Here is a 24,959-nt window from a genome sequence, read left to right as displayed (position 1 = left end):
AGGGTCGATGTATGACCTCGAAGCGACACGCGACGACCCTGCTCGCCCTGGCTGCGGCATCCACCCTCGTCCTGGCCGGGTGCGCCAGCGCGGCGCCCGCGGCCGACGACGGGCGGATCCGCGTCGTGGCGTCGACGAACGTCTACGGTCAGATCGCCTCAGAGGTCGGCGGCGACCTCGTCGACGTCACCTCGATCGTGACGAACGCCTCGCAGGACCCGCACTCGTTCGAGCCCAGCGCGCGCGACCAGCTGGCCGTGTCGAAGGCCGACCTGCTGATCGAGAACGGCGGCGGCTACGACGCATTCCTCGATGCGCTGATCGAATCCAGCGGCACCGAGGCCCCCGTCGTCACCGCGGTCGAGCACTCGCACGCGTGGGAGGACGCCACGGGAGAGGCGCACGACGAGAGCGACGAGGAGGGCGGCGCGACCGAAGCGGCCCATGACGACGAGCACGATCATGACCACGACCACGTCGAGGGGTTCAACGAGCACGTCTGGTACGACCCCCACACCGTCGCGCACGTCGCCGAGGCGATCGCGGAAGAGCTCGCCGCGCTGAGCCCCGACGACGCCGACACGTTCACCGCCAACGCCGAGGCGTTCGCGGGAGAGATCGGCGGCCTGGAGGCCTCGCTCGCGGAGATCGCCGCCGCGCACGAGGGCGAGCAGGTGTTCGTCACCGAGCCGGTCCCGGTCTACCTCATCGAGGCGGCGGGGCTCGTCAACGCGACGCCGGAAGCGTTCAGCGAAGCGGTCGAAGAGGGACAGGACGTGCCGCCGGCGACCCTGCTGGAGTCGCAGCAGCTGATCCGCGGCGGCGGCGTGAGCCTCGTGATCATCAACGAGCAGACCGGCGGCGCCGAGACGCAAGCGGTCGTCGACGAGGCCGACGGGCTCGGCATCCCGGTGATAGCGTTTTCTGAAACGCTCCCCGAGGGGGAGACTTACATCTCGTGGATGCAGGCGAACATCGAGGCGATCAGCTCGGCGCTGCAGGCGTGACGCCCGGCGCACGCGGCTCGGAGCGCCCGGTCATCCTGAGCATCCGGGATGCCGCCCTGCAGCGCGGCCCGCGCGAACTGTGGTCCGGACTCGACCTCGACGTCCACGCCGGCGAGCTCGTGGCCGTGCTGGGCCCGAGCGGATCGGGCAAGACCACGCTGCTGCGCGCCATCCTCGGTCTGGAGCCGCTCTCGCGCGGCAGCATCGAGGTGGGCGGCGCCCCGGTCGCGCACCGCGGCAACCGGCGCATCGGCTACATCCCGCAGGCCCGGCCGCTGCCGCGCGACACCTCGCTGCGCGGCCGCGACCTCGTGACGCTCGGCGTCGACGGCCACCGCTTCGGCCTGCCGCTCCCGCGACGCGGTGACCGCGCCCGCGTCGACGCGCTCATCGAGGCGGTCGGCGCACAGGGCTTCGCCGAGCGGCCGGTCGGCGAGCTGTCGGGCGGAGAGCAGCAGCGACTGCGCGCCGGGCAGGCCCTGGCCGACGATCCGCCGCTGCTGCTGTGCGACGAGCCGCTGACGAGCCTCGATCTCGCCAACCAGCAGGCCGTCATCGGTCTCATCGACCGCCATCGGCGCGAGCGCGGGGCGGCCGTGCTCCTCGTCACGCACGACATCAATCCGCTCCTCGGCAAGGTCGACCGCATCCTGTACATCGCGAACGGGCGCTTCACGCTGGGCACGCCCCAAGAGGTGCTGCGCTCGGACGTCCTCACCGCTCTGTACGGCGCGCACGTGTTCGTGCTGCGCGCGGGCGACCGGCTCGTGGTGGTCGGCGCACCGGACGCCGAGGCATCCCATCACCATCACGAGGGCGAGGCGCACGCGTGAACGAGGTGATCTCGTGAACTGGAACGACATCGCCGACGCCATGTTCGGCGGACTGCCGTACTACGGCGAGATCCTGGCGCTCGTGTCGAACTCGGTGTGGGCCGGTGCGGTGCTGGGGCTCGTCGGCGGGCTCGTCGGCGTCTTCGTCATGCAGCGCGACATGGCGTTCGCCGTGCACGGCATCAGCGAGCTCTCGTTCGCGGGCGCCGCGGCCGCGCTCCTCATCGGCGTCGACGTCGTCACCGGCTCGATCGTCGGCTCGATCCTCGCCGCCGCGATCATCGGGCTGCTCGGCGCCAAGGCGCGCGATCGCAACTCGATCATCGGCGTGCTGATGCCGTTCGGGCTGGGCCTGGGCATCCTGTTCCTGTCGCTCTACGACGGCCGGAGCGCCAACCGGTTCAGCCTGCTGACCGGCCAGATCGTGTCGGTGCAGACGGGGCAGCTGGGCTGGCTCATCGCGATCAGCGCCGTCGTGCTGCTGGGGCTCCTGCTCATCTGGCGACCGCTGCGGTTCGACTCGCTCGACCCGCAGTCGGCGGCCGCGCGCGGGGTGCCCACCACGGCGGTGTCGCTCCTGTTCATGCTGCTGCTGGGGCTCATCGTCGCCGTTGCGGTCCACATCATCGGAGCCCTGCTCGTCATGGCGCTCCTGGTGACGCCCGCCGCCGCGGCGATGCGCGTCGCCTCGGGGCCGCTGTCGGTCCCGTTGCTGTCGGCCCTGTTCGGCTTCGTGTCGGCGGTCGGCGGCATCCTCCTCGCCATCATGGGCACCCTCCCGGTGAGCCCGTACATCACGACGATCTCGTTCGCGATCTATGTCGTGTGCCGCCTCGTCGGCGCCCGGCGCGGCCGCGTCACGCGGGCGGCCGCCTAGCCCGTGCCCGGCTCGCGCACAGGGGCCCCGGGTAGACTCGCCGGCATGGTCCAGCGCAACACGTGGCAGCGCGAACGCGTGCGCGAAGCGCTGACGGACGCCCGAGGATTCGTCAGCGCACAGTCGCTGCACGCGACCCTCCGCGACGAGAACACGGGCATCGGCCTGGCCACCGTGTACCGCGCGCTCGCGGGCCTCGCCGCGCAGGGCGAGGCCGATTCGCTGCAGAGCCCCGAGGGCGAGGCGCTCTACCGCGCCTGTGTCAGCGCCGGACACCACCACCACCTCATCTGCCGCTCGTGCGGACTGACGGTCGAGATCGAGGCCACCGACGTCGAGCAGTGGGCGCGCGCCACCGCGGAGCGCCACGGCTTCCGCGACGCCGAGCACGTCGTCGACATCTTCGGGCTGTGCGCCCAGTGCGCGGCAGTGCGCGGTGCCGCCACCGCCGACGACCCGCGCACCGAGAAGCGTGACGCGCACTGATCCGACGCAGCGCACGGCGGCCTCGCGCTACGAGCCTGCCACTGCGCGCCTCGGCCCGTCGCCGCAGGCCCGTGCCCTGCTGTGGCTGGGGGTGGGCCTCGCCGTCGTCGCCGGCCTGTTCCTGATCGACTGGCTGGCGCCGACGCTGTTCCCGGCATCCCTGCCCACCCGCGCGCAGGACGGCCTCACCCTCGCGATCAGCGTGCTCATCGAGTCGCTGCCGTTCGTGGCGCTGGGCGTGGTGCTGTCGATCGTCGTGCAGGTGTGGGTGCCGCCCGGCGTCATCGAGCGATGGATGCCGCGCCGGGCGTGGGCCCGTCGCGCCGTGCTGTCGCTGCTCGGCATGATCGTGCCGGTGTGCGAGTGCGGCAACGTGCCGTTCGCGCGCGGCCTTCTCATGCGCGGATTCTCGGTGCCAGAGACGCTGACATTCCTCATCGCGGCGCCGATCGTCAACCCCATCGTCATCATCACGACGCACCAGGCGTTCGGGTTCAGCGACGGCATCCTCATCGCGCGCATCCTCGGCGGGTATGCGATCGCCAACCTCATCGGATGGCTCTACTCGCGGCATCCCTCGCCCGACGCGCTGCTGACCGACCGGTTCCGCGACACCTGCGAGCTCGTGGTGCACGAGCCGGGCGGCAAGTGGCGTCGCACGATCGCGCAGTTCGTCATCGAGCTGCGCGCCGTCATGCCCGCCCTGATCATCGGCTCGGCCCTCGCCGGAGCGGTGCAGGTGCTCATCCCGCGCGAGGCGCTCGTGGCCATCGGCTCGAACCCGGCGCTGTCGATCGTCGCGATGATGCTGCTCGCGATGGTGGTCTCGATCTGCTCGAACGTCGATGCGTTCTTCGCGCTGTCGTTCGCCTCGACCTTCACCCCGGGCTCGATCGTCGCGTTCCTGCTGGTCGGGCCGCTCGTGGACGTGAAGATGTTGGCGCTGCTGCGCACCACCTTCACGTGGCGCACGCTCGGCGGCATCGTGGCGGTCGTCGTGCTGTCGGCGTTCGCGATCGGAGCGGCGGTGAACCTCCTTGCGTAAGTCGGGGTACATCGGCACGCGGTGGCTGGGTGTCGGGCTCGCCGCCGTGCTCGCCGTCGTCACCGTGGGACTCGCGGCGACGGGCCGGCTCGGTCTCTACATCAACCCCGACTCGGCCTGGTTCGCCGTGTCGATGTCGGTGTTCCTGCTGCTCGGGGCGGTCGCGTCGTTCGCGCTGCCGCTCGGTGCCGAGTCCGACCACGGCCACGATCACGGCGACGGCCGTGCGCACGCGGACGGGCGCGCGCACGAACCTCGCAGAATCGCGCCGAGCTCGCAGGAATCCGCCGAGAACCTGCGAAGTACGCGCGCTTCTGCGAAGTCTGTGAGCGGCAGCGGGCACGACCGCGACAGCGACCACGACCACGCCCACGAGCACCCGCGGCACCCGCTCGCTTTCGCCGCGACCGTGGCCGGCGGGGTCGCGGCGTCCGGTGTCGTCGTGCTGACGCTCGTGCTGCCGCCCGCGTCGCTGAGCGCCGAGCTCGCGATGTCGCGCGACGTGGGGGCGACGCCGCTGTTCGGCGGGGCCGACACGATCCAGCTGGCCTCGACGGGCGACACGTCCTCGTTCGGCGTGGGCGAGTGGGCCACGGCGTTCGCGACGGCGACCAATCCCGACGCGTTCGACGGCGACCCCGTCCAGCTCACCGGGTTCGTCACGCCTGGCGCCGACGGCGGCTTCGACCTCACGCGCCTCGTGATCACGCACTGCGTCATCGACGCGCAGCCCGCGAGCCTGCCGGTGGTCGCCGCGTCGGACGTGCCCGACACCGGCCAGTGGGTCACGATCACCGGCACCGTCCGCTCGTCGTCCGACGGCCGGCTCGTGGTCGACGCCGCGAAGGTCGACGAGATCGCGGAGCCCGAGGACCCGTATGAGTACTGAGCAGCCGACGCGTCGCGCCCGCACGCAGCGTCGGCGCGGCCGCACCTTCGCCGCGGGCTTCGGGATCGTGCTGGGCCTCCTGGCGGTGCTCGGGCTTGCCGGCGCGGCCGCGTCGGTGGCGCAGGGCCCCCGCGTGACGGACGTCTTCGTCGATCCTGCGGCGGCGGCCGCGGCATCCGGATCCCGTCTCATCGTGACCACGACGCAGTCGCTCGCCGACGTCGATCCGTCGCAGGTGACCGTGAGCCCCGAGACGCCGTTCCAGGTCGACACGTCGGGACGCAGCGTCGGGGTGCGGTTCACGCTGCCGCTCTGGGACGACACCGAGTACACGGTCCGCATCGCCGATGTCGCCTCTCTCGGAGGCGGGCCGACGGCGACCCTCACCCAGACGTTCCGCACGCCGAAGTCCGAGGTGTACCTGCTGCAGCGCGACGGTGACGGCGCGGACGGCAACGGCGGCGACCTCATCTACCGCACCGACCTCAGCGGGCAGGAGGCCGTGCCGATCTTCCGCCACGAGCACATCGAGGACTTCCGCGCCACGGCGTCGCATCTCGTCGTGTCGGTGCGCACGGACGACGACCAGGCGGGTCTGATCGTCACCGACCTCGACGGTGAGAACCCGCACCAGCTGCCCTTGCCCGGGGACGGGTTCGTGTCGAATCTGCAGAGCGCCGACCGGGGCGAGCGGATCGGCTACACGTTCTCGGACGCGCAGCTGACCGCGGACTCGGGACGCGAGAGCCGCCTGTACACGGCCTCGCTCGGCGATCCCGCCGCCGACCCGGTGCCGATCCAGGTGAAGGGCGCCGATCCGCGGGTCGCGGAGTGGCGCTTCGTGCCCGACACCGACAGCATCCTGCTGCTGTCGTTCGACGGCTCGCTGCTGCTGACCGGGTCCGGCGGTTCGGATGAGGCGACCGCCCTGGGCGTCGCCCTCGGTCTGGACGGCATCGCCCGCGGTTCGAACGAGGCCGTGGTGGACCGCGCCGATCACGCGGCGGTCATCGACCTCAGCGACGCGAGCGAGCAGGAGCTCGTCGCGCCCGAGCAGGACCTCGGCGGCACGACGTCGGTCACCCCGCTGCCGGATGGCTCGACGATCCGCACCGCCGCCGTGCTCGACGCCGACGGCATCCCCACCGGCCGCACCTCGGTGGCGCTCGTGGCCGCGGACGGGGCGACCCGCCTGCTCACCGAGATCGAAGACACGGATGCCGCCCTGCAGGTGTGCGTGTCGCCCAGTGCCCGCTACGTCGCGGTGCAGGTGGCGCCGGACGCCGTCACGAACGCGTACGACACGTACCAGCTGCCCCTCCCCGAACGCCCCGAGACCCGCGTGCTCGAGATCGCCGACGGTGCGCAGGTCGTGGCGCTCAAGGGCTCGTCGATCTCGTGGTGCCAGGTGCCGCCCGCCGCGTGACCCCACCGCGGGGTCGCCGGTTTCCGTGTCGTGCCCCCGACGTAGACTCGCGGCATGGCGCAGGAGAGGTGGCGGGCGGCGACGCGCGCCGACCTCGAGGCGCTTCCTGCGGAAGTCGCGCCGCGGCTGCTGGGCGCGCGTCTGACCACCGTGGTCGGCGGTGAGACGGTCGTCCTGCGGATCACCGAGGTCGAGGCCTATCACGGGCGCGGCACCGGGGCCGTACCGGACCCGGGCTCCCACGCGCGCATGGGTCCGACGGCCCGCAACGCCACGATGTGGGGCAAGCCGGGGCACCTGTACGTCTACCTCAGCCACGGCATCCACTCGTGCGTGAACGTCGTGTGCGCACCCGACGGCCTCGCCGGAGGTTGTCTGCTGCGCGCCGGCGAGGTGATCGAGGGCGTGGATGCCGCCTTCCGGCGCCGCCCTGCCGCCCGGACCGAGCGGGACCTGGCGCGAGGACCCGGGCGCTTCGGGGATGCGGCCGGCTTGCGGCATCCCCTCCACGACGGCATCGACGCGATCACCGGAGCTCCGTGGCACGGCGCGCAGGCGCAGCTGGACCTGCTCGCCGAGCCGCTGACCGACATCGCGGCCGGACCACGGGTGGGGGTCGCCGGCGTGGCGGGCACCGAGGTGTTCCCGTGGCGGTTCTGGGTGCCCGGCGACCCGACCGTGTCGCCCTTCCGCTGGGGCCGCGGCGCACGCGAGGTCGCCGAGGGCGGCGCGTTCCCATCGCATTCTTAGGTTCCGCTGATCCGGCACATGAGCACCGTCCCTAGCGTCATGGCGCGAGAGGAAGGAGCCGCATGGCGCAGGTCAAAGTGGACAGGAGCCTGCTGGAGGGCATGACCAAGCGCGAACGCCAGGCGTTCGTGCGCGAGCTGGCCCGCCAGGAGCGGGAACGACAGGCTCGGCAGCGACGGCAGCGGCGCATCGCGGCATGGTCGGCGGCAGGCGGCGTCGTGGTGCTGGCGATCGCCGGCGGGATCACGGCAGGCGTCGTCTCGGCGAGCAACGCCGCAGCCGCCGAGGCGGCGAAAGAGGCCGAGGCTGCCGCCGACGCGGCGCGTGGTCCGGTGAACATGCTGACCGACGGGCTGCTGCTCAAGGCCGCGGGTGACGGATCGACTGTGACGCCCGTCAGCACCGGAGCACTCGAGGGCGGCGCGACACCCACCACGAGCGCATCCGAGGTCACGACGACCGGCGTGCTCGACGTGCAGCTGTACGTCGATCCGACGTCGGCCGATGCCGCGGGGTTCTGGGCGGCGAACGGCGCAGCGATCCAGAGTGCCCTCACCGCCGGCGACCTGACGCTCGAGCTGCACCCGATCGCGCAGACCGGCAGCGCGGACGCGCTCGCCGCGGTCGACGCCTTCGGCTGCTTCGCCGCGCTGCAGCCGGATGCCGCGCTCGCCGCCTGGAATGCGATGCTCCAGGTGACCATCGACGGCGCAGCGGCGGGCACGACCCTCACGGAGGGCGACCTCACGGGCGTCATGACGACGGCCGGCGCGACGGACGACGTCGTGGACTGCGTCGGCGACGACACCTACGCGCAGTGGGCGGATGCCGCGAGCACGCGCGCGACGACCTCGATCCCCTATGCGACCGAGGCCACCGCGGCCACGTCCGGTGTCACCGTCGTCGCCGCAGGCTCGGTGTACACGGGCTCTCTCGAGGATGCCGCCGCGCTGTCGTCGTTCTTCACCGACGCCCTGTCGGGAGCGACCACCGGCTGACCGGGCCCTCGGGTGTCACGACGCGCGGCATCCCCCGAGCGGAAGCCGCGTGTCGTGACACCCGAAACCCGCGGGAGCACCCGGGCTCGGGCGCTCAGCGCAGCGACGTCACGGCGGTGATCGCCGCACGCAGCTGCTGGATGCGCCGCTCGTAGCGTGCCGCGATGAAGATGAGCACGGCACCGCCGATGCCCAGCCACAGCCACCAGGGCACGGCCACGTACGAGGTCGAGATCCACGGCCACAGCTGGGCGACGCCGTGCACCAGCACCACCGCCGACCCGATGATGAGAGGCGCCTGCAGCTTGAGCACGGCGCCGGCCACCACGAGCGAGACGGCCACCACGCCGAGCGCGACGACGCGCCACAGTTCGGTGTCGCCGACGAAGTCGTACATCAGCGAGGGGAGCAGCAGGAGCGCGAGCCACGGCCCGATCGTCGGCCACGTGCGGGACGCGGGCCGCAGCCGCAGCGTGCGGACGCCGTAGGCGAGTCCGCCGACAGCCGCGGGCACGGTCACGACCTCGACCGGGTCGACGCCGAAGACGAAGAACGCGAACGCGCCGAACACCGCCGCGGTCACGGCCGCGACGACGGCGAGCAGCGGCCCCAGCCGATCGCGTCGCACCGCACCCGCGTACGCGGCGGCGCTCAGCAGCGACATGGCGAGGGCCGCTCGCAGGTCATCGAAGTCCGACGCCGCGGCGAGCAGATACGACTCGGCGACCGCGAACAGCACGCTCGTCACGGCGAGGCCCGTTCCGACGGCGAGCGAGACGACGCGGGCCGGGGTGGCGCGCAGCGCCGCGAGGGCGACGGCGGCGGTGATCGCGGCGCCGACGATCACCCAGAGGTCCGCCTCGAAGCCCGGCTCGTACGCGACGGCGACGAAGCGCAGCCAGCACGCGATCGCGACCAGTGCGACACCGCCCACCGCGAGCACGGCTCCGAGTCGCGCCCAACGGCGAAGCCCGAGCGCGGCCGCCCCCGCCACACCGCCGGCGCCGGCGAGTGCCACGGTCACCGCCGCAGAGATGACGTCCTCGGCGCCGTCCTGCACGAGTGCGAGGGCCACGAGGGCGATCCCTGCGGCGCTGACCGCGGCCGCGGCCCGAGCCTCAGGCAGCCTCACCGCCGTCGCGGTGAGGATCACCGCGACGACCACGGCTCCGGTGGCTGCGACGATCGCCGCTGCGTCGGCCGCGGCGAACCTGGGATCGTAGAGCGCGCGCAGACCCATCGCGAGCGCCGCCGCCGACAGGATGATCGCCGACGGCACGCGCACGCGCCACTCATCGGGGATCGGCGTCGCCGCGATAGCAGCGGCGAGGATCAGCCCGATGCCGATGAGCAGCCACACGCGCGCAGGCTCGGGGGCCGCGAGCAGGCTCGGCAGCGTGGCGAGCACGAGCGCGGCCGCCCACACCCATTGTTCGCCCGCCGGCCAGGCGCTGCCGGCGCGACGTCGGCGCAGCACCGCGAGCACCGCGCCCGCGGCGACGGCGGCGGCGATCGGGAGCGTCACGAACTCGATCTCGCGCGTTCCACCCACGAGCACGGCGACCACGGCGACCAGCAGCGCGGCACCGAGCGAGGTCCAGCGGGTGGCGCGCCCGAACGGCGCCCGCCCGACCGCGGCGGATGCCACGTGCGCGGCCAGCAGCAGGGTCAGTGCGACCGCCACGACGCCCCCGTCGTCGAGGGATCCGAGTACGGCCACCGATGCCAGACCGAGAACGATGGGCGGGATCGCGACGGCGTACCCGAGGGACGACGCGCGTGCGGGGCGGGCGAGCGACAGCCCCAGGCCGGACGCGTAGGCGACAGCCGCGAACAGCGCGAGCCACGCGACCCGCCCGCTCGAGGCATCCGGTTCCCACGCCGTCGCGCGGTCGACGGCGACGATGCCCACCGCGGCCACCGCGACGATCGCGCCGACCACGGACGGCGGACGGATGACGCGCAGGGGCGTGAGCGCGAGCGCCAGGCAGATGGCGGCCGCGACGACCGCCGTGATCGTCGCGCGCGACACCGGCTCGGCGTCGGACCCCGCGCCGAACAAGAGGGGTGAGACGCGGTCGGCCAGCACGGGGATCACCAGACCCGCGAGCAGGCCCGCGCCGATCGCGACGCTCGCCTCGGTGCGCCGGCGCAGCCGCACGAGCACCGCCGCGAACGCCACGAGGGCCGAGGCAGCAGGGACGGTGTAGGACTCGGGCGTGAACGCGACGGCCGGCGTGCCGTCGCCGAGCCACGTCCACCAGGCCGCGCACGCCGCGATGACGGCCGGCCACACCAGCAGGCGCCGCGGCGCCGTCGTCAGCGCGACCCCCTCGCGCCGCGTCGCGAACATGTCGTCGGCCGGGCCTGCGGCGGGCGCGATCCACCCGCGGGTGAGGGATGCCGCACTCCACGCCACCGCGGCCAGTGCGAGCAGCGCCCACACGAGGTCGGCGCCGATCCCCCACGCGACACACGCGCCGGTGGCGAGCGCGCCGAGGTCGGCGGCCGTGCGCGGCCGCACCTGCCGGAGCGGTGCCGGCGCGGGGGCCGTGGTCTGCGCAGTCACCGACGCAGCGGGTCCCGCCGCCCCGCCGGCGGCGGGAGCCGACGGCCGCAGCAGCGCGACGAGGCCGCCGGCCAAGACGACGAGCACCGGTCCCGCCACGAGGACGAGCGTCGCCCAGCCCTCGTCGCTCGCGCCCGCCATGTCGAGCGCGGCGTGGGCGATCGCCGCGAGTGCCGGCGCTGCGAAGAGCGCGGCCACCGCCACCGCGAGGCCTCGCAGGCGGGAGCGGCCGACGACGATGAGGGCGAGGAGCGCCGCCAGCGCGACGCCCCGGATGAGCGCCAGCACGGGCTCGCCGATCGTCGCGAGGAGGGCGGTGGTGGCGGCATCCGTGGCGACGTCGTCGGCCCCGGCGACCAGGATCCACACGAGAGTGAGAGCGATCAGGGAGTAGCCGGCGATCGCCAGGCCGACACGGCTCGCGGCGTCGAGAGGCGCGAACGCCGCGACCGCGAGCGTCGCGACGGCGAGCCACTGCAGCAGCGCAAGGGCGACCGGGGGGCCCGAGCCCGACAATCCCGTCGCCGCGCCCAGTGCTGCGGGCGCGATGACGGCGGCGACGATGCCGACGCCCACGGGTGCCAGGGCGAGCACGACGGCGAGCGGCCCGTCGGCGCGCCGGGCCAGGCGCAGCGCGACCGGGTACAGGAGCGCGACCGTGACGGCGCCGACCCACAGCCACAGGACCGCCGTCCCCGCGGCGAACCCGGCGACGGCCGCGATCGCGCCGGCCGCGCTCCATCCTTCGACGGCGCCGCGACCCGAACCCGACCGGATGCCGCGCCCGGCCGCGAGGACGGCCGCAGCGGCCGCGACGGCCGCCGTTCCGACGAGCACGGCGGGAACCGACGTGTATGCCGCCGCGGTCAGAAGCATCACGGTGATCACCAGGGCGCGGATGTCGCGCAGCACCGGCCGCGCGAGCGTGGGCGCCGCGAACAGCAGGCCGCCCAGGATCGCGGCCGATGCCAGTGGGAGGAACGGCGCATCGGGCGCCGCGGAGGTCACGGCGACGGCATCCGTCCGCCAGAGCGTCCACCCGGCCGAGATCGCAGCGATCGCGGCCTCGGACCACATCACGAGGGCGGCCGCGAGCGAGCCGACCGCGACGACGGCGGCCACGACCGCCGCCGGAAGCAGGCTCCGAGACGCCCGGCGTGCGCGCACCAGATCGAGGCCGACCGCGACGATCGCGGCGAGCACCGGCGCGACGAGCAGCCACAGGACCGGCTCGTCCACGCGCCAGGCGAGCTGCCATCCGGCGACGCCCACCGCCGCTGCCGCGACGCCCGACGCGACGCCCGACACGATGCGCGCGCCCGGCAGCGCCTCGACGCCGCCACGCGGACGTGCGCACCAGGCATGAGCGGCCCCGACCACGCCGACGAGCGCACTCGACCACACCACCACTGCGGCGGCGTCGCCGGTCGCGACGGCGGTCGTCACGACCGCGGCGATCAGCGACGTCACCCCCGCCAGTGCGAGCACCAGACGCTCGGGTTCGCCGGCGGCGCCGCGGCGGGCGGACGAGAACGGCGCGGGGAGCGCATGGGCGAGTCCGCCGGCGGCGGCGCCGATCAGACCCGCGGTCAGTGCTTCGCCGGCGGGTGCGTCCAGCAGGCCGCCGACGAGGAAGCCGACGCCCGCCGGCAGGGCAAGAGAGGCGGCGAGGTCCGGCCCTCGCAGTCCCGACAGCCGAGCCCACGCGCGGCAGACGACGGCCACCGCGAGTGCGGCGATCCCGGTGTAGACGGCGGCGTCCGTCGCGGCCGTGCCGAACAGGTCGTTCGCTCGCACGGCCCACGCATCCAATGCGATCAAGCCCACCCCGAGAGCGCCGATCCCCTCGGCGGTCGCGCCGAGGTCGCGACGGCGCAACCACGACGCCAGCACGATCGTCGCGAGAGTGATGCCGCCGATGATGAGCGCCCGCACCGCGATCCCCGCGACGAACCACGCCAGCAGCAGGAAGAACACCGCCGCGATCCCGACGAGCGAGACGCCCACGATGAGCAGAAGCACCGGGACGGTGAGCCGGCGACGAGGAGCGGCAGCAGCCGCCGTGGCCGCGGCTGCAGGCGGGCCCGGCCGCCACGGCACGTCGGCCGGCGCCGGCAGAGGCGCCGAAGCCGGTGCCGCCTCGGCGGCCGCCTCCGGAGCCGGCGCCGCAGACGCGACCGGCGCGGCCACCGGGACGGGGACCGGCGGACTCTCACGCAGAGGCGCCTCGACGCCCGGACCCGTCGCACCTTCGGGCGCGATGCTCGGCGTCCCGGCGGGCGCGGCCACGACGGCCGCAGCGAGTGACGCCGCCGGCTCCGGGAAGGGGACCTGGACCGGCGCGAACCCACGGGCGGCGGCATCCGTCACCCCCGCAAGATCCGGCGACAGGCGGATCTCATCGATCAGTCGCTGGCGCGACAGCTCGGTGTCGAGCAGACGCTGACCGAGCGCCAGCACCAGCGGCGCCCGCGCGTCCGTGAGGAAGAACCCGCACGCGGGGCAGGTCGGGGCGGTGACGACAGAGAAGCACGACGGGCAGCGGTGGGCGTCGGCGAAGTCGTACGGCGACGACGGCCATATCCGGGCGGTGGCGCGCGGCTCGGTCATCTCGGTCCTCTCTCGTGCGGAGTGAGCAACATGGTCCCATCGCGCGAGCCGGCGCCAGAAAAGTTGTCAACAACGGCAACGGAGAGGGGATGCCGGCGGCCGTCGTTTGGATGACGTCCCCAGAGCCATTCCTGCCCGGGAATATGCGCTGACCGGGGGTTCGCTGCACCCGAGAAGTGCTGCCGTCAAGGTGGACACGCCGTGCGTGCTAGACTGACTCTTCGTCTGCGCGCACTCCAGCACGCAGTTCGCATCCCACACCAGATCCGGGCCTTCGCGGGCCGGTTCGAACGCGGGGTGCAGACAAGGGATCTTGGGTGAGGCCGTCCGGCCTCACGGTACTAAAGGAGACATCACCATGGCAGCAGTGTGCCAGGTGACTGGAGCAGTTCCCGGCTTCGGTCACAACATCTCGCACTCGCACCGCCGGACGAAGCGCCGCTTCGACCCGAACGTGCAGAAGAAGACCTACTACGTTCCGTCGCTGGGTCGCAACATCAAGCTCAACGTCTCGGCCAAGGGCATCAAGGTCATCGACGCCCGCGGCATCGAGGCGGTCGTGCGTGACCTTCAGGCGAAGGGTGTGAAGCTCTAATGGCCAAGAAGGCACAGGACGTCCGTCCGATCATCAAGCTGCGTTCGACCGCCGGCACGGGGTACACCTACGTGACGCGCAAGAACCGCCGCAACAACCCCGACCGCATCGTGCTGAAGAAGTACGACCCGGTCATCCGCAAGCACGTCGATTTCCGAGAGGAGCGTTGATCCATGGCTAAGAAGAGCAAGATCGCGCGCAACAAGCAGCGCCAGGAGGTTGTCGACCGCTACGCCGCGAAGCGCCTCGAGCTGAAGAAGGCGCTCGTTTCGCCGTCCTCGACCGACGAAGAGCGCGAAGCCGCTCGCGTCGGCCTGCAGAAGCTGCCCCGCAACGCGTCGCCGGTCCGCCTGCGTTCGCGTGACGTCATCGACGGCCGCCCCCGCGGTGTCCTCACGAAGTTCGGCATCTCGCGTGTCCGCTTCCGTGACATGGCGCACCGTGGCGAGCTGCCCGGCGTGACCAAGTCGAGCTGGTAAGCCAGCACACAGACAAGCACTGTCGAGCTGGTAAGCCGACAGCTTTCACAGAAGGCCCGGAGTTCCTCGGAACTCCGGGCCTTCGTGCGTTGTCAACCTCGTGCGCGGCGGATGCGCGGGCGAGAGGATGGCGGCATGCGCCTCGACCCGTTCTTCGACGAGCGCCTGCGCGTGCACCGCAAGTACATGTTCGACCAGGCCGTCGGCGTGCTGCGGACGCGCGTCTCGGCGCTGTGGCCGTTCGCCCGCACGGTGGTCCCGGCGGCGGCGGCGCCCAAACCGCCGACGAAGGCCGACAAGGCTCTCGGGCCCCATGCGCGCGCCCGGGCCAAGCACCGACGCTCGGCGCTCGCGTGGGATCGCACCGAGCTCAGCACCGTCGGCACCGCGGGACCCGACGTCCGCATCACCGAACATGAGGTCGCCGTGCCGGGGCATCCGTCCGTGCACGTGCGCGTCTACCACCCGCCGGTCGCCGGCGACGCGCCGGTTCCCGGTGTGCTGGCGTTCTACGGCGGAGCGTTCCGCATCGGCGGCATCGACTATCCGACGACGGATGCCTCGTACCGCCGCCGGTGCGTCGACGCCCATGTCGCGATCGTCGCCGTCGCCTACGCACTGGCGCCCGAGCACCGCTATCCGACGCAGATCGAGCAGGCCTACGCCGCGCTGGACTGGCTCGTCGGCTCGGCGGGCGAGCTCGGGATCGACCGCAGCCGTATCGGCGTGCAGGGGATCTCGGCCGGCGGCTGCATCGCCGCCGCCCTCACGATCGTCAACCGCGACCGTGCGAACCATCCACTCATGCTGCAGCTGCTCGAGGTGCCGGTCGTGGACCTCACGGGGTCGCACCTCGACCTCGGTGCGATGCGGGCGCTCGGCATCCCACGGTTCTTCACGGTGCGCGAGCTGCGCTCGGTCGCCCGCACTTATCTCACCCGTCCGCAGGATGCGCGCGAGGCGTACGCCTCGCCGCTGCGCGCTGCGTCGCACGAGGGGCTGCCGCCCGCGGTGATCCTGACGGCCGAGTACGACCCGCTGCGAGGTGACGGCGATGCCTACGGCGCCGCGCTCCGTGCCGCGGGCGTCGACGCGAGCGTCGTGCGGTACCAGGGCGTGACGCACGACACCGTGATCTTCACGGGCGTCCTGCCGGCCGCGCGCCGCTGGCACGACGACGCCGTGACGGCGCTGCGCCGCCTGCATCGCTGACCTCGTCGCCCCGCTGCGGCCCGTCAGACCGCGGCCTCGGGCTGGCGGACCTGGCGCTCGGTCGCCCAGGTGAGCGCGTAGTCCGCGATCTCTTCCCAGCCGTCCTGGCTGACCAGCCGGTGGGTGCGGCCGGCGTATTCCTTGTACTCGACGATCGCCGGGCTGGCTGTCGAGGTGTACTTCTTCACGATGGCCTTGCCGATGGCCGGCGGCACCACGTGGTCGATCTCGCCGGTGATGACGAGGAAGGGCGCGCGGTCGGGACGGGCGTAGTCGACGTGCGTGACGCCGCCCTTCTCGTTGAGCACAGAGGTCACTCCTTCGAAGAAGACGCGGTTGTACGAGTTGACCGCGTACTCCTCCCACAGCCCGTCGGACTCGGCGCGAGGCAGGTCGTTGCCGAACGTGAAGTGGAAGTGGCGCTTCGAGAGCGGCTTGGCGCCGTTGCGGCCGAAGGGGTTCGAGAGGATCGGGGTGCCCGTCCACAGGGTCGACAGCGGCAGTGCCGTGACTCCGGCGGTCTGTCCGGGGGCGACGCCGACATACGCGACGCCGAGGCCCCGGTCGGCGAGCATCTGCGTGATCACACCGCCGAACGAGTGGCCGATGATGATCGGCTTCTCGGGCAGCTCCCGGATGATGCGCTCGTAATTGTCGGCGATCTGCGTGAGTCCGATCCCCTTGAGTGCCGCGGGGTTGCTGCGGATGTCTTCGACCGTGCGGTCGTCGATGCCGGGCCATCCCGGGACGATGACGTCGTGGCCGGCGGCGCGGAAGCGCTCTGCCCACGTATCCCAGCTCTTCGGGGTCATCCACAGTCCGTGGATGAGGACGATCGGGGTCTTGGTCGAGGTGTTCATGTCAACTGCTCCTTGGTTGTCCGGCTGATGTATCGTGATGGTAGACCGAACGTTCTATCTACGCAAGAGTATTCCCGCATGGCACGATGGAAGGACTGGAGGGGGATCCATGAGCACCACCACCGCCGCGTCGGCCGCGGCATCCCGCCCGTCGCCGGCCCGTGAGCGACTGCTCGCCGCGGCCACCGAGCTGTTCTACAACGAGGGGATCCACTCGGTCGGCGTCGACCGCATCATCGAAGAGGCGGGCGTCACGCGCGCCACGATGTACAAGCAGTTCGCCGGCAAGGAAGGGCTCGTTCTCGCCTATCTCGAGGGCGAGGACCAGGGGCTGCGCGGACTCTTCGCACAGGCGGCGCAGGCGTCGGACGACCCCGCCGTGCTGCTCGACCTCGTGATCGACGGCATCGAGGCCGACATCCGCGACCGTCACACCCGCGGGTGCCCCTTCATCAACGCGGCCGCCGAGTACCCCGACGAAGGCCCCGTACGCGAGCTCATCGCCGACCACCGCGAGTGGTTCCGCGAGACGCTGCGGCAGCTGGCCGAGGGAGCAGGGCTGCGCGACCCCACCCCGGTGGCGGCATCCCTCGTCCTCCTGCGCGACGCCGCGCTCGTCGGCGGCTACCTCGACGGCCAGGACAGAGTCGGCCCCGCCTTCGCGCGCACGGCCCGCGACCTCATCGCCGCGCACCGCTCCTGAGACGCCGAAGAGGCCGGAACCTCGTGGGTTCCGGCCTCTTCGGGTGCGCGGCTGATGTGCGGACGGCGGAGGGAGAGGGGATGCCGGAGGCCCCGGCATCCACTCTCCACAGGCTCAGCGGCGGGCGCCGGCCGTCCAGGCGGGCGCGCCGTACTGGAACGCGCCCAGGCTCGGCACCGCGTCGGTCGAGCCGTCGGTGTACGGCGGCAGCGGGGTCGCGACACCGCGGGCCGGGGAGCCGGCCTGCAGACGGTAGTCGTGGTTCGCGGGGTCGACGAACAGCGGGTCGCCGTCCATCAGGTTGTTCGACAGCGTCAGCCCGCCGTCCGTGGCCCCGGTGAGCCCCTTGATCGGGCCGATGTTGTTCGTCACCACGCTTCCCGTCGACTGGCCAGGACCCTTGACGTAGAACAGCGTCATGCCGCCGGTGTTGTTGTAGACGAGGTTGTCACGGCTGCCCGAGCCGAGGCCGTTGAGCTCCACGGTGCCTTCGGGGTTGCCCCAGCCGACGTTGTTGTGGATCCGCAGGTCGCTCTGGCCGTTGTCGGCGTAGATGCCCGACATGCCGAACGGATACACCCCGCCCGGTCGTGCGTTCGGGTCGTGCAGCACGTTGTGGTCGATCTGCGTCCCCTCCATGCGCGACGAGCAGCAGGTGTAGATGGCGGCGGTGTCGACGCTGAGGCTCGCGTAGCCCGAGATGTCGTTGTGCGCGATGCGGTCGGGTCCCGGCACGGTGCCCGCCACGCCGTTCCACTGCAGGTTGACGCCGCTGCGGCCGACGCGGGCCATCGTGTTGTACATGACGGTCTGGCTGTGGCCCTGCACGGCGACGGGCGCCGCGTACGTGCCCGCGTAGTCGACGTCGGTGATGACGTTGTCGATGGCGGTGTTGCCCCAGCCGCGCAGCGCGATGCCGTTGCCGGCGCTGTACTGGATGGTGCTGTTCTTCACCGTGTTGCCGGTGCCGTTGAGCACGATGCCGGTGTCGCCGACGCCGCGGGTCACGTTCTCGCCGCAGTTCGTGGCGCCGCGGGTGACGTCCCAGTAGTGGCTGAGGTATTTCGCGTCGACGCCGTCGAGCACGACGCCCGTGCTCGAGGTGCCCGTCTGCACCGACGACGCGAACAGGCCGAGACCTTCGAGATGGATGCCGGAGGCCGAGGTGAGATCGAACGCCAGCTGCCGCTTCTTCGCCTCGATGAAGTGACGGTTGGGATTGTCGTCGCTGTAGAGGTAGAGGCGCTTCGCGACCGGGTCGTAGTAGTGCGCGCCCGGGTATCCGAGCTCGCCGATCTTGCCCGACAGGCGGTACCAGGTGTCTGTCGGCACGACTTTGTGCACGCACAGCGGCGCGGTCTGCAGTGTGATCGAGCCGACGTCCGAACTCGCGACGGCGCCCGTGGTCGTGATGTACCAGTACGCCGTGAGCGCGCGGGCACCGTCCCAGTACCCGGCAGGCCGCGTCATCTGCGGGTCGACGATCGTCGCATCCGCCGAGCCCGCCTGGGCGCGGCGGATGTCGGGGTCGAGCAGGTCGGTGCCCGGGTACGGGTACGACGCCTCGATCGACATCGTGCTGTCGAGGAACACCTGCTCCTCGCCGCCCTTGTCGCCGAGGTCGACGGGGACGCTGTAGATCTTGCGCTGCGCCACGGCTGCGCTGAACAGCGAGTCGACCGCGTACGGATCGGCCGCCGTGATCGCGGCCAGGTCCTTCGGCAGCACGGGGGTGAAGCCGGTGAGCCGCTCGGTGCCGTTGACGACGACGTCGGCGCCGGGCGCGGCGCGGAACGTGATCGGCCGGTCGGCCGTGCCCGACGACGTGACCGTGACCGTCTCGCGGTAGGTGCCCGAGGCGATCTCGCACGTGTCGCCGGCGACCGCGACGTCGGCGCACTCCTGGATGGTGCGGAACGCCGACGCGGGTGCCGCGCCGTCGCCCCCTTCGCCCGCGGTGGCCGCCACGTAGAGCGTGCGCGGTGCGTCCGCGGGTGCAGCCGCCGCGGCTCCCGCCGCGGCCAGCGCCGCCGCGAGCCCGAGGGTCGTTCCTGCCATGATCTTCCGCCGTGGGGACGGGTTCGTACGAAGCATCTTCGCTCCTATCGATGGTGAGTAATCGATAATCTATCGACCGAACTCGATCGATGTCCATGGTCTCGGGCGGGCACATTGGCCACTTTCGTCACTCTGATCACAGGACACGCGGTCGTAAACTCCAGAAATCCGCAGAAATACGCGGAACTGTCGGTCGTGTCGGGTACATTCGGTCCCGGTCGATCCGACCAGCCGGGGGGCGCCAGCCGTCCGGACCGAGCAATGACAGGACGGCAGTCGTCGTCTTTGGAGGACAACCACATGGCCGACAAGACCATCACCAAGACCGAGCTCGTCGCGAGCATCGCGAGCGCGACCGGCCAGAGCCAGTCCGCCGTCTCGGGCGTGCTCGACTCCCTCTTCTCGACCGTGTCCGACGCTGTCGCGGCCGGCAACAAGGTCTCGATCCCGGGCTGGCTCGCGTTCGAGCAGGTCGCCACCTCGGCTCGCACGGGCCGCAACCCGCAGACCGGCGAAGAGATCAAGATCCCCGCGGGCAAGCGCGTCAAGGTCACCGCGGGCTCGAAGCTCAAGGCTGCCGTCAAGTAATCCCGACGCAGACCTCCGGAGAGGGGATGCCGCGACCCGCGGCATCCCCTCTCTCGCTGTACAGGCGCCGCAACTCCGCCGGACCGGGCTGCCAGGTACGGCGACGTAGGCTTGGGGGGTGAATCCCCGCGCTCTGCGGGCCGCCGGGCCCGCGCTCCTCGTCGTGACCGCGCTCGCGGCGATGGTGTGGGCGCTCGCCTTCGGCGGGGGCGCGGCGGCACTCGCCCTCGGCGACCCCGGGCCGTTCGTCCGGTGGGCGCTGCCCACCGTGACGCTGCTGGTCAACGTGTCGGCGGCCGGCATGGTGGGCGTCCTCGTGACGGCCCTGTTCACGCTTCGGGCGGGCGAGCGCGAGTTCGATGTCGCGCTGGATGTCGCCTCGATCTCGGCGGCCGTGTTCACCCTCGCGGCCGCGACCACCGGCATCCTCACCTTCATCGACGCCTTCAACCCGGTCGTCGGCCTCGGCCCCGAGTTCGGTGCGCAGCTCGGCCGGTACATCGTCGAGACCGAGCTCGGCCGCACCTGGCTCATCACGACGATCGCCGGCGCGGCGCTGACGGTGCTGACCTTCGCCGTCCGGTCCTGGACGGCCACGTTCTTCGTCGCACTGCTGGCCGCGGCATCCCTCGTCCCGATGGGCACGCAGGGGCACTCCGGCGAAGAGGCCTTCCACCACGAGGCCATGACGGCGCTGATCCTGCACATGATCGGCGCCGCGGTGTGGCTCGGCGGCCTGCTGCTGATCGTGATCGTCCGGCCGCTGCAGACGCGCGAGCGCAGCGCCGACACCGTGGGCCGCTACTCCAGCATCGCGATCGCCGCGTTCGCCGTCGTCGCCGTGTCGGGCGTCGTGCGCGCGGCGATCGGCCTGCAGACCTGGTCGGCGCTCATCTCTCCCTACGGCGCGATCCTCGCCGTCAAGGTCGTGGCGCTCATCGCCCTCGGCCTCTTCGGCGCCTGGTACCGCACGCGCCTCATCGGCAGGATGCGGGCGCAGGATGCGGCCACCCGGTCGTTCTGGACGCTCATCGTCTTCGAGATCGTCCTGATGGGCATCGCGAGCGGCGCTGCGACGGCGCTCGCGCGCACGCCCCCGCCCGTGGCGCCCCTCATTCCGGCGGCTCCGACGCCCGCCGAGCGCCTCACCGACGCGCCGCTGCCGCCCGAACTGACGATCGACAAGTGGTTCACGGCATGGAACATCGACCTGCTGTGGGCTGTGGTCGCGGGCTTCGCGATCTTCTTCTACCTCGTCGGCGTGTGGCGCCTGCGCCGCCGCGGAGACGCGTGGCCGGTCTACCGCACGATCATGTGGGTGATCGGCTGGCTGCTGCTGGTGTGGGTCACCGGCGGCGTCATCAACGTCTACCAGGACTATCTGTTCAGCATGCACATGGTGGGGCACATGCTGCTGACCATGGCGATCCCGCTGCTGCTGGTGCCCGGTGCGCCCATCACGCTCGCCGCGCGCGCGATCCACAAGCGCGACGACGGCACGCGAGGTGGGCGCGAGTGGATCCTGTGGGCAGTGCACTCGCCGGTCGCCCGCATCCTCACCAACCCGTTCGTCGCGGCGGGCCTTTTCGTCGGGTCGCTGTGGGTGTTCTACTTCACCGATCTGTTCCGGTGGTCCCTGTACGACCACCTCGGCCACGAGTGGATGGTCGCGCACTTCCTCATCACGGGCTATCTGTTCGTCATGACCCTCATCGGCATCGACCCGGTGCCGTTCCGCCTCCCGTACCCCGGGCGTCTGCTGCTGCTCATCGGCGTCATGGCGATGCACGCGTTCTTCGGCATCGCGATCATGATGCAGGAGGGCCTCATGGTGGCCGAGTGGTTCGGCTCGATGGGCCGCACGTGGGGCGCGAGCCCGATCGAGGACCAGTACACCGGCGGCGGGGTGGCATGGTCGATCGGCGAGATCCCGACGCTGATCCTCGCGATCACCGTCGCGATCCAGTGGAGCCGCAGCGACGACCGCGAGACGAAGCGCCGCGACCGGCACGCCGACCGCACCGGCGACGCCGAGCTCGAGGCCTACAACGCCCACCTGGCGGAGCTCGCCGCGCGCGACGCCCGCACCGGCGGCTGACCTACTGCGTGTCGGGGCCGGTCACGACGATCGACGCGGACCCGTCAGGCTGCACGGTGATCGTGCCCTTGACGATGAACGGCACGTCCTCGCTCAGCGGGCGCACGCGTCCGTCGAAGATCGAGCGGATGTCGACGTCGAGGTGTGCGACGGCCTCGGCCGGCAGGATCCGCCAGCCGGCGCCCTCGGGCTCGACGGCAACGGTCGGCTGCGTCACGATCGACCAGGTGGGCGTGTCGTCGATGCGGTCCTGCACGAAGTAGCCGAAGGGGCACGCTGTCGGCTGCAGCACCTGCTGCGTGGCGCACTCGGTCAGGAACTCTTCGACCCTGTGCTGGACGACGTCTACGAACTGCTTCGTCGCCTGCGCCTCGACCTCGATCGGGATCGCGTGGAACGGGCTGTCCGACAGCACCGCGACGCCCGGCGTCGACGAGATCGCCGTGTCGACAGACACCGAGTACAGGCCGGGCGAGAACACCAGCATCGCCACGGGCGCGAGGGGGTCGGCATCCATCCCGTCCGGCGAGACCTGGCGCTTGTCGACCTGGAATCCGTTGACGTCGAAGCTCATCGACCCGGTCACGGTGAGGTTCATGACCGCGAGCGGGCTCTTCGCGAACCGCCACGTCGGGGCCGGCCCGACCGAGCCGTCGCGTTCGACGCTGAACGTCGTGCTGCCCTCGTAGCCGCGGGCCGTGTAGGCGACCGTCACGCGGGTGATGTCTCCGTCGGTCTCTTCGGACGTCACGCGCACATCGTCGATCGCGGCCAGCGCCGCGCTGCGCAGGAGTGCGTCCGACGCCGTCGGAGGCAGCCCGGCGTCCTCGAGGTCGGACGAGTTCACCGCGACACCCGGCATCGCGAGGGCGTCCGAGGCCCGACCGTCGGCGAGGAGACCCACGTAGCGCTCGACGAACGCCGACGGGCTGTAGAACTCCCGCTCGATCACGCCCCACGCCGCGAACACCGCGGCCACCAGCACCGCGCCCACCACCCCGAGGAGCGTGAGGTCGAGAGCGAGGCTGCGGCGCCGGCGCCGCTTCGCGGGTGGCTGCACCAGCTGCGGCACGGCCGGCGTCGGAGGAGCCGTCGTCGCGGCGGACGCCGTCGTCGCGGGGGTCGCGTCAGAGACCGGGGCGCCTGCACCTCCGGATGCCGCGTCCACGTCCGCCCGATCCACCCGACCAGTCTAGAAACCCCAGGCCGGGAGGCCACTGTGTGTCGTCTTGCGTCCTGTGGACGACGTTCTGCGGCTGATGCGGAGGCACCGGCGGGCATCACGCCGCGTGCCCCCGCATCAGGATCAGGGACGGACCGCGGTGCGCCCGAGCGTCAGCCAGCCGGCGACAGTGGCGTCCTGGTCGGCATCGGCGAAGCGTACCGGCTGACCCGAGGGCAGCGGATTCGTTCCCTGGATCAGCACGGTGTACCGGCCAGGCTTGACCGACGAGGTGCTGAGCTGTGCCGTGAACCGCTGTTCGGCGCCCACCGCGATCGTGTCGAGCGTCCAGTCGGTCGTCCATCGCTGCACGATGCGGCCGCGGGGGTCGGCGAGCGCCGGGCTACTACACAGACCACTTCGTCGCCGATCCTGCGAACCCGGGTGTCGTCACCGACGCCGACTGGGCGAACCGCACCGCGGTGACCGCAGCGCTGCTGGCCGCGCTCCCGGAGTCCCGGTCCGTGCAGGTGCGCACGATGCTCTCGAAGCAGCAGGCCTTCGACCGTCCGACGGGTGCAGCGGGCGCCCTGACCGAGGCCGAGGGGTTCTCGGGGACTCCTGTCAGCCGGGTCGGCCACCACAACGACTGCTTCCTGGCCGCGCCGGACGACTGGGGGACGTTCCTCTCCGACCCGCTGAGCCTCGACCAGGAGTACCTGGAGGCGGACACCCGCTTCGTGCCGATGGGCGGCGAGACGTGCAACGTGAACCCGCCGCGGTCGCAGTGGGCATCGGCGTCGGCCGAGATGGCGCGCTACCACTACAGCTACCTGAACCGCGACTACAACCAGGACGTGCTCGACTCGTGGCGCGCGGACAACCTCGTCGAGGTCGCGAAGAACCTCGGGTACCGGTTCGTGCTGGAGGAGTCGCGCGTCACGGGCGGACCCACGCCCACGCTCGAGATCGACGTGCGCAACGAGGGCTGGGCGGCGCCGTATAACGAGCGTCCGGCCTACGTCGTGCTGGACGGCCCTCAGGGCCGCGTGACGCTCCCGCTCGGCGACGCGCGCACGTGGGCGCCCGGTGAGACCACCACCGTCTCGGTGTCTCTCGCGACGGTTCCTGCCGGCCGGTATGCGGCGTCGCTCGCTCTTCCTGCGGCCGAGCCGTCGATCGCTGCCGACCCGCGGTTCGCGATCCAGACCGCCAACGTCGGCACCTGGGATGCTGCCGCCGGCGTGAACGACCTGCAGCAGACGATCGAACTGTCGACGCCGGCCGCGGTGGCCAAGCCGCGCATCGCGGCCGACGGCTCGGACGTGCGGGTGTCGTTCGCCGCGCCCTCGTCGGAGGGTTCGTCGCCGCTGTCGGGCTACCGCGTCACACTCACGTCGGCGAGCGGTGATTCGCGCACGCTCGAGGTGAGCGCGACGGCGTCGCAGGCGACGTTCGAGGACGTGCCCGCGGGCCGCTGGCGCGCCACCGTCACGGCGGTCAACGGCCAGGGTGACGCCGAGGCGTCGCCGCGATCGGCGACCGCCGTCGTCCACCCGGGCGATCGCGCGCACGGCGACTGAGTCGCACGGCCTTCGGCAGAGTGGATGCCGGAGCCCGCGGTCGACGCCGGGCTCCGGCATCCGCGCGCCTGTGGAAAGAGCGGACGCCGTCCACAATCGCCGACGGGACCGGCCGGATGGCGGCATCCGGT

The 24,959-nt window shown here is 72.0% G+C and carries 22 protein-coding genes; 17 read left to right on the top strand and 5 right to left on the bottom strand.

Features of this window, described 5'->3' with window-relative positions; translation table 11 throughout:
• The first annotated feature begins 11 nt into the window (after positions 1–11).
• The 9 genes from FB391_RS16645 to FB391_RS16605 all read left to right on the top strand — a co-directional run bounded on the left by FB391_RS16645 (position 12) and on the right by FB391_RS16605 (position 8,311).
• The gene (locus tag FB391_RS16645; RefSeq protein ID WP_141896212.1) at positions 12–1,007 is read left to right on the top strand and encodes a metal ABC transporter solute-binding protein, Zn/Mn family; all 996 of its coding nucleotides are present in this window, start codon (positions 12–14) and stop codon (positions 1,005–1,007) included.
• Positions 1,004–1,840, top strand: coding sequence for a metal ABC transporter ATP-binding protein (locus FB391_RS16640; RefSeq protein ID WP_141896334.1), 837 nt, complete (start codon positions 1,004–1,006; stop codon positions 1,838–1,840). Before FB391_RS16645 ends, FB391_RS16640 begins: the two co-directional genes overlap by 4 nt.
• Positions 1,841–1,853: 13 nt before the next feature.
• Positions 1,854–2,717, top strand: a complete 864-nt coding sequence (locus tag FB391_RS16635; protein ID WP_141896211.1) for a metal ABC transporter permease — start codon at positions 1,854–1,856, stop codon at positions 2,715–2,717.
• 45 nt (positions 2,718–2,762) lie between these two features.
• Entirely contained in the window at positions 2,763–3,203 is a 441-nt protein-coding gene (locus FB391_RS16630) for a Fur family transcriptional regulator (protein ID WP_141896210.1), read from the top strand.
• Complete coding sequence (locus FB391_RS16625; RefSeq protein ID WP_141896209.1) at positions 3,190–4,248, top strand: permease; 1,059 nt, start codon at positions 3,190–3,192, stop codon at positions 4,246–4,248. Before FB391_RS16630 ends, FB391_RS16625 begins: the two co-directional genes overlap by 14 nt.
• Positions 4,241–5,137 (top strand): TIGR03943 family putative permease subunit, encoded by an 897-nt coding sequence (locus FB391_RS16620; protein WP_185843143.1) that lies wholly within the window; start codon positions 4,241–4,243, stop codon positions 5,135–5,137. The genes FB391_RS16625 and FB391_RS16620 overlap by 8 nt, the downstream gene beginning before the upstream one ends.
• On the top strand, positions 5,127–6,563 hold the full coding sequence (locus FB391_RS16615) for a hypothetical protein (RefSeq protein ID WP_141896208.1): 1,437 nt from the start codon (positions 5,127–5,129) through the stop codon (positions 6,561–6,563). Before FB391_RS16620 ends, FB391_RS16615 begins: the two co-directional genes overlap by 11 nt.
• Before the next feature lie 54 nt (positions 6,564–6,617).
• Positions 6,618–7,313: a DNA-3-methyladenine glycosylase gene (locus FB391_RS16610; protein ID WP_141896207.1), complete on the top strand. Its 696-nt coding sequence runs from the start codon at positions 6,618–6,620 to the stop codon at positions 7,311–7,313.
• A 62-nt stretch (positions 7,314–7,375) separates the two neighbouring features.
• A complete protein-coding gene (locus tag FB391_RS16605) occupies positions 7,376–8,311 on the top strand; it encodes a hypothetical protein (RefSeq protein ID WP_141896206.1) in 936 nt (311 codons plus the stop codon).
• A gap of 94 nt (positions 8,312–8,405) precedes the next feature.
• Here FB391_RS16605 and FB391_RS16600 read toward each other — a convergent pair whose 3' ends face one another.
• Positions 8,406–13,490, bottom strand: a complete 5,085-nt coding sequence (locus FB391_RS16600; RefSeq protein WP_141896205.1) for an SCO7613 C-terminal domain-containing membrane protein — start codon at positions 13,488–13,490, stop codon at positions 8,406–8,408.
• Positions 13,491–13,848: 358 nt separating this feature from the next.
• Here FB391_RS16600 and rpmB point away from each other — a divergent pair, with 358 nt between their 5' ends.
• The 4 genes from rpmB (at position 13,849) to FB391_RS16580 (ending at position 15,776) form a co-directional block, all read left to right on the top strand.
• Complete coding sequence (gene rpmB / locus FB391_RS16595) at positions 13,849–14,085, top strand: 50S ribosomal protein L28 (protein ID WP_141896204.1); 237 nt, start codon at positions 13,849–13,851, stop codon at positions 14,083–14,085.
• Positions 14,085–14,255 carry a 50S ribosomal protein L33 gene (gene rpmG, locus FB391_RS16590; RefSeq protein ID WP_018173550.1) on the top strand — a complete coding sequence of 57 codons (171 nt, stop codon included), beginning with the start codon at positions 14,085–14,087 and terminating at the stop codon, positions 14,253–14,255. The genes rpmB and rpmG overlap by 1 nt, the downstream gene beginning before the upstream one ends.
• A gap of 3 nt (positions 14,256–14,258) precedes the next feature.
• The gene (gene rpsN, locus FB391_RS16585) at positions 14,259–14,564 is read left to right on the top strand and encodes a 30S ribosomal protein S14 (RefSeq protein WP_141896203.1); all 306 of its coding nucleotides are present in this window, start codon (positions 14,259–14,261) and stop codon (positions 14,562–14,564) included.
• 135 nt (positions 14,565–14,699) lie between these two features.
• On the top strand, positions 14,700–15,776 hold the full coding sequence (locus FB391_RS16580; RefSeq protein WP_141896202.1) for an alpha/beta hydrolase: 1,077 nt from the start codon (positions 14,700–14,702) through the stop codon (positions 15,774–15,776).
• Positions 15,777–15,799: 23 nt separating this feature from the next.
• On the opposite strand, the gene FB391_RS16575 is transcribed toward FB391_RS16580, so the two are convergent.
• Entirely contained in the window at positions 15,800–16,636 is an 837-nt protein-coding gene (locus FB391_RS16575; protein ID WP_141896201.1) for an alpha/beta hydrolase, read from the bottom strand.
• Positions 16,637–16,745: 109 nt separating this feature from the next.
• On the opposite strand from FB391_RS16575, the gene FB391_RS16570 reads away from it, so the two are divergent.
• Positions 16,746–17,339 carry a TetR/AcrR family transcriptional regulator gene (locus tag FB391_RS16570; RefSeq protein WP_141896200.1) on the top strand — a complete coding sequence of 198 codons (594 nt, stop codon included), beginning with the start codon at positions 16,746–16,748 and terminating at the stop codon, positions 17,337–17,339.
• Between the two features lie 114 nt (positions 17,340–17,453).
• Here the strand turns inward: FB391_RS16570 and FB391_RS16565 are convergent, their stop codons facing one another.
• The gene (locus tag FB391_RS16565) at positions 17,454–19,397 is read right to left on the bottom strand and encodes a right-handed parallel beta-helix repeat-containing protein (RefSeq protein ID WP_141896199.1); all 1,944 of its coding nucleotides are present in this window, start codon (positions 19,395–19,397) and stop codon (positions 17,454–17,456) included.
• A 300-nt stretch (positions 19,398–19,697) separates the two neighbouring features.
• On the opposite strand from FB391_RS16565, the gene FB391_RS16560 reads away from it, so the two are divergent.
• Together FB391_RS16560 and FB391_RS16555 are read left to right on the top strand one after the other, a co-directional pair.
• On the top strand, positions 19,698–19,985 hold the full coding sequence (locus FB391_RS16560; protein ID WP_018173542.1) for an HU family DNA-binding protein: 288 nt from the start codon (positions 19,698–19,700) through the stop codon (positions 19,983–19,985).
• 118 nt (positions 19,986–20,103) lie between these two features.
• Complete coding sequence (locus FB391_RS16555; protein ID WP_141896198.1) at positions 20,104–22,083, top strand: bifunctional copper resistance protein CopD/cytochrome c oxidase assembly protein; 1,980 nt, start codon at positions 20,104–20,106, stop codon at positions 22,081–22,083.
• 1 nt (position 22,084) lies between these two features.
• Here the strand turns inward: FB391_RS16555 and FB391_RS16550 are convergent, their stop codons facing one another.
• Positions 22,085–23,143, bottom strand: a complete 1,059-nt coding sequence (locus tag FB391_RS16550) for a hypothetical protein (protein WP_141896332.1) — start codon at positions 23,141–23,143, stop codon at positions 22,085–22,087.
• 246 nt (positions 23,144–23,389) lie between these two features.
• Complete coding sequence (locus FB391_RS16545) at positions 23,390–23,617, bottom strand: hypothetical protein (RefSeq protein WP_141896197.1); 228 nt, start codon at positions 23,615–23,617, stop codon at positions 23,390–23,392.
• A 110-nt stretch (positions 23,618–23,727) separates the two neighbouring features.
• On the opposite strand from FB391_RS16545, the gene FB391_RS16540 reads away from it, so the two are divergent.
• A complete protein-coding gene (locus FB391_RS16540) occupies positions 23,728–24,828 on the top strand; it encodes a DUF4832 domain-containing protein (RefSeq protein WP_246093578.1) in 1,101 nt (366 codons plus the stop codon).
• Positions 24,829–24,959 lie beyond the last annotated feature (131 nt).

The sequence above is a fragment of the Microbacterium kyungheense genome, from assembly GCF_006783905.1.
Lineage (GTDB): Bacteria > Actinomycetota > Actinomycetes > Actinomycetales > Microbacteriaceae > Microbacterium > Microbacterium kyungheense.
This window is presented reverse-complemented; position numbering and strand designations above follow the sequence as displayed.

Excerpts from the sequence above, each read along its gene's own strand:
- FB391_RS16560 (WP_018173542.1), top strand. The coding sequence starts at position 19,698 with ATGGCCGACAAGACCATCACCAAGACCGAGCTCGTCGCGAGCATCGCG.
- rpmB (WP_141896204.1), top strand. The coding sequence starts at position 13,849 with ATGGCAGCAGTGTGCCAGGTGACTGGAGCAGTTCCCGGCTTCGGTCAC.
- FB391_RS16580 (WP_141896202.1), top strand. The coding sequence starts at position 14,700 with ATGCGCCTCGACCCGTTCTTCGACGAGCGCCTGCGCGTGCACCGCAAG.
- FB391_RS16600 (WP_141896205.1), bottom strand. The coding sequence starts at position 13,490 with ATGACCGAGCCGCGCGCCACCGCCCGGATATGGCCGTCGTCGCCGTAC.
- FB391_RS16630 (WP_141896210.1), top strand. The coding sequence starts at position 2,763 with ATGGTCCAGCGCAACACGTGGCAGCGCGAACGCGTGCGCGAAGCGCTG.
- FB391_RS16605 (WP_141896206.1), top strand. The coding sequence starts at position 7,376 with ATGGCGCAGGTCAAAGTGGACAGGAGCCTGCTGGAGGGCATGACCAAG.
- FB391_RS16570 (WP_141896200.1), top strand. The coding sequence starts at position 16,746 with ATGAGCACCACCACCGCCGCGTCGGCCGCGGCATCCCGCCCGTCGCCG.
- rpsN (WP_141896203.1), top strand. The coding sequence starts at position 14,259 with ATGGCTAAGAAGAGCAAGATCGCGCGCAACAAGCAGCGCCAGGAGGTT.
- FB391_RS16565 (WP_141896199.1), bottom strand. The coding sequence starts at position 19,397 with ATGGCAGGAACGACCCTCGGGCTCGCGGCGGCGCTGGCCGCGGCGGGA.
- FB391_RS16610 (WP_141896207.1), top strand. The coding sequence starts at position 6,618 with ATGGCGCAGGAGAGGTGGCGGGCGGCGACGCGCGCCGACCTCGAGGCG.
- rpmG (WP_018173550.1), top strand. The coding sequence starts at position 14,085 with ATGGCCAAGAAGGCACAGGACGTCCGTCCGATCATCAAGCTGCGTTCG.
- FB391_RS16615 (WP_141896208.1), top strand. The coding sequence starts at position 5,127 with ATGAGTACTGAGCAGCCGACGCGTCGCGCCCGCACGCAGCGTCGGCGC.
- FB391_RS16645 (WP_141896212.1), top strand. The coding sequence starts at position 12 with ATGACCTCGAAGCGACACGCGACGACCCTGCTCGCCCTGGCTGCGGCA.
- FB391_RS16575 (WP_141896201.1), bottom strand. The coding sequence starts at position 16,636 with ATGAACACCTCGACCAAGACCCCGATCGTCCTCATCCACGGACTGTGG.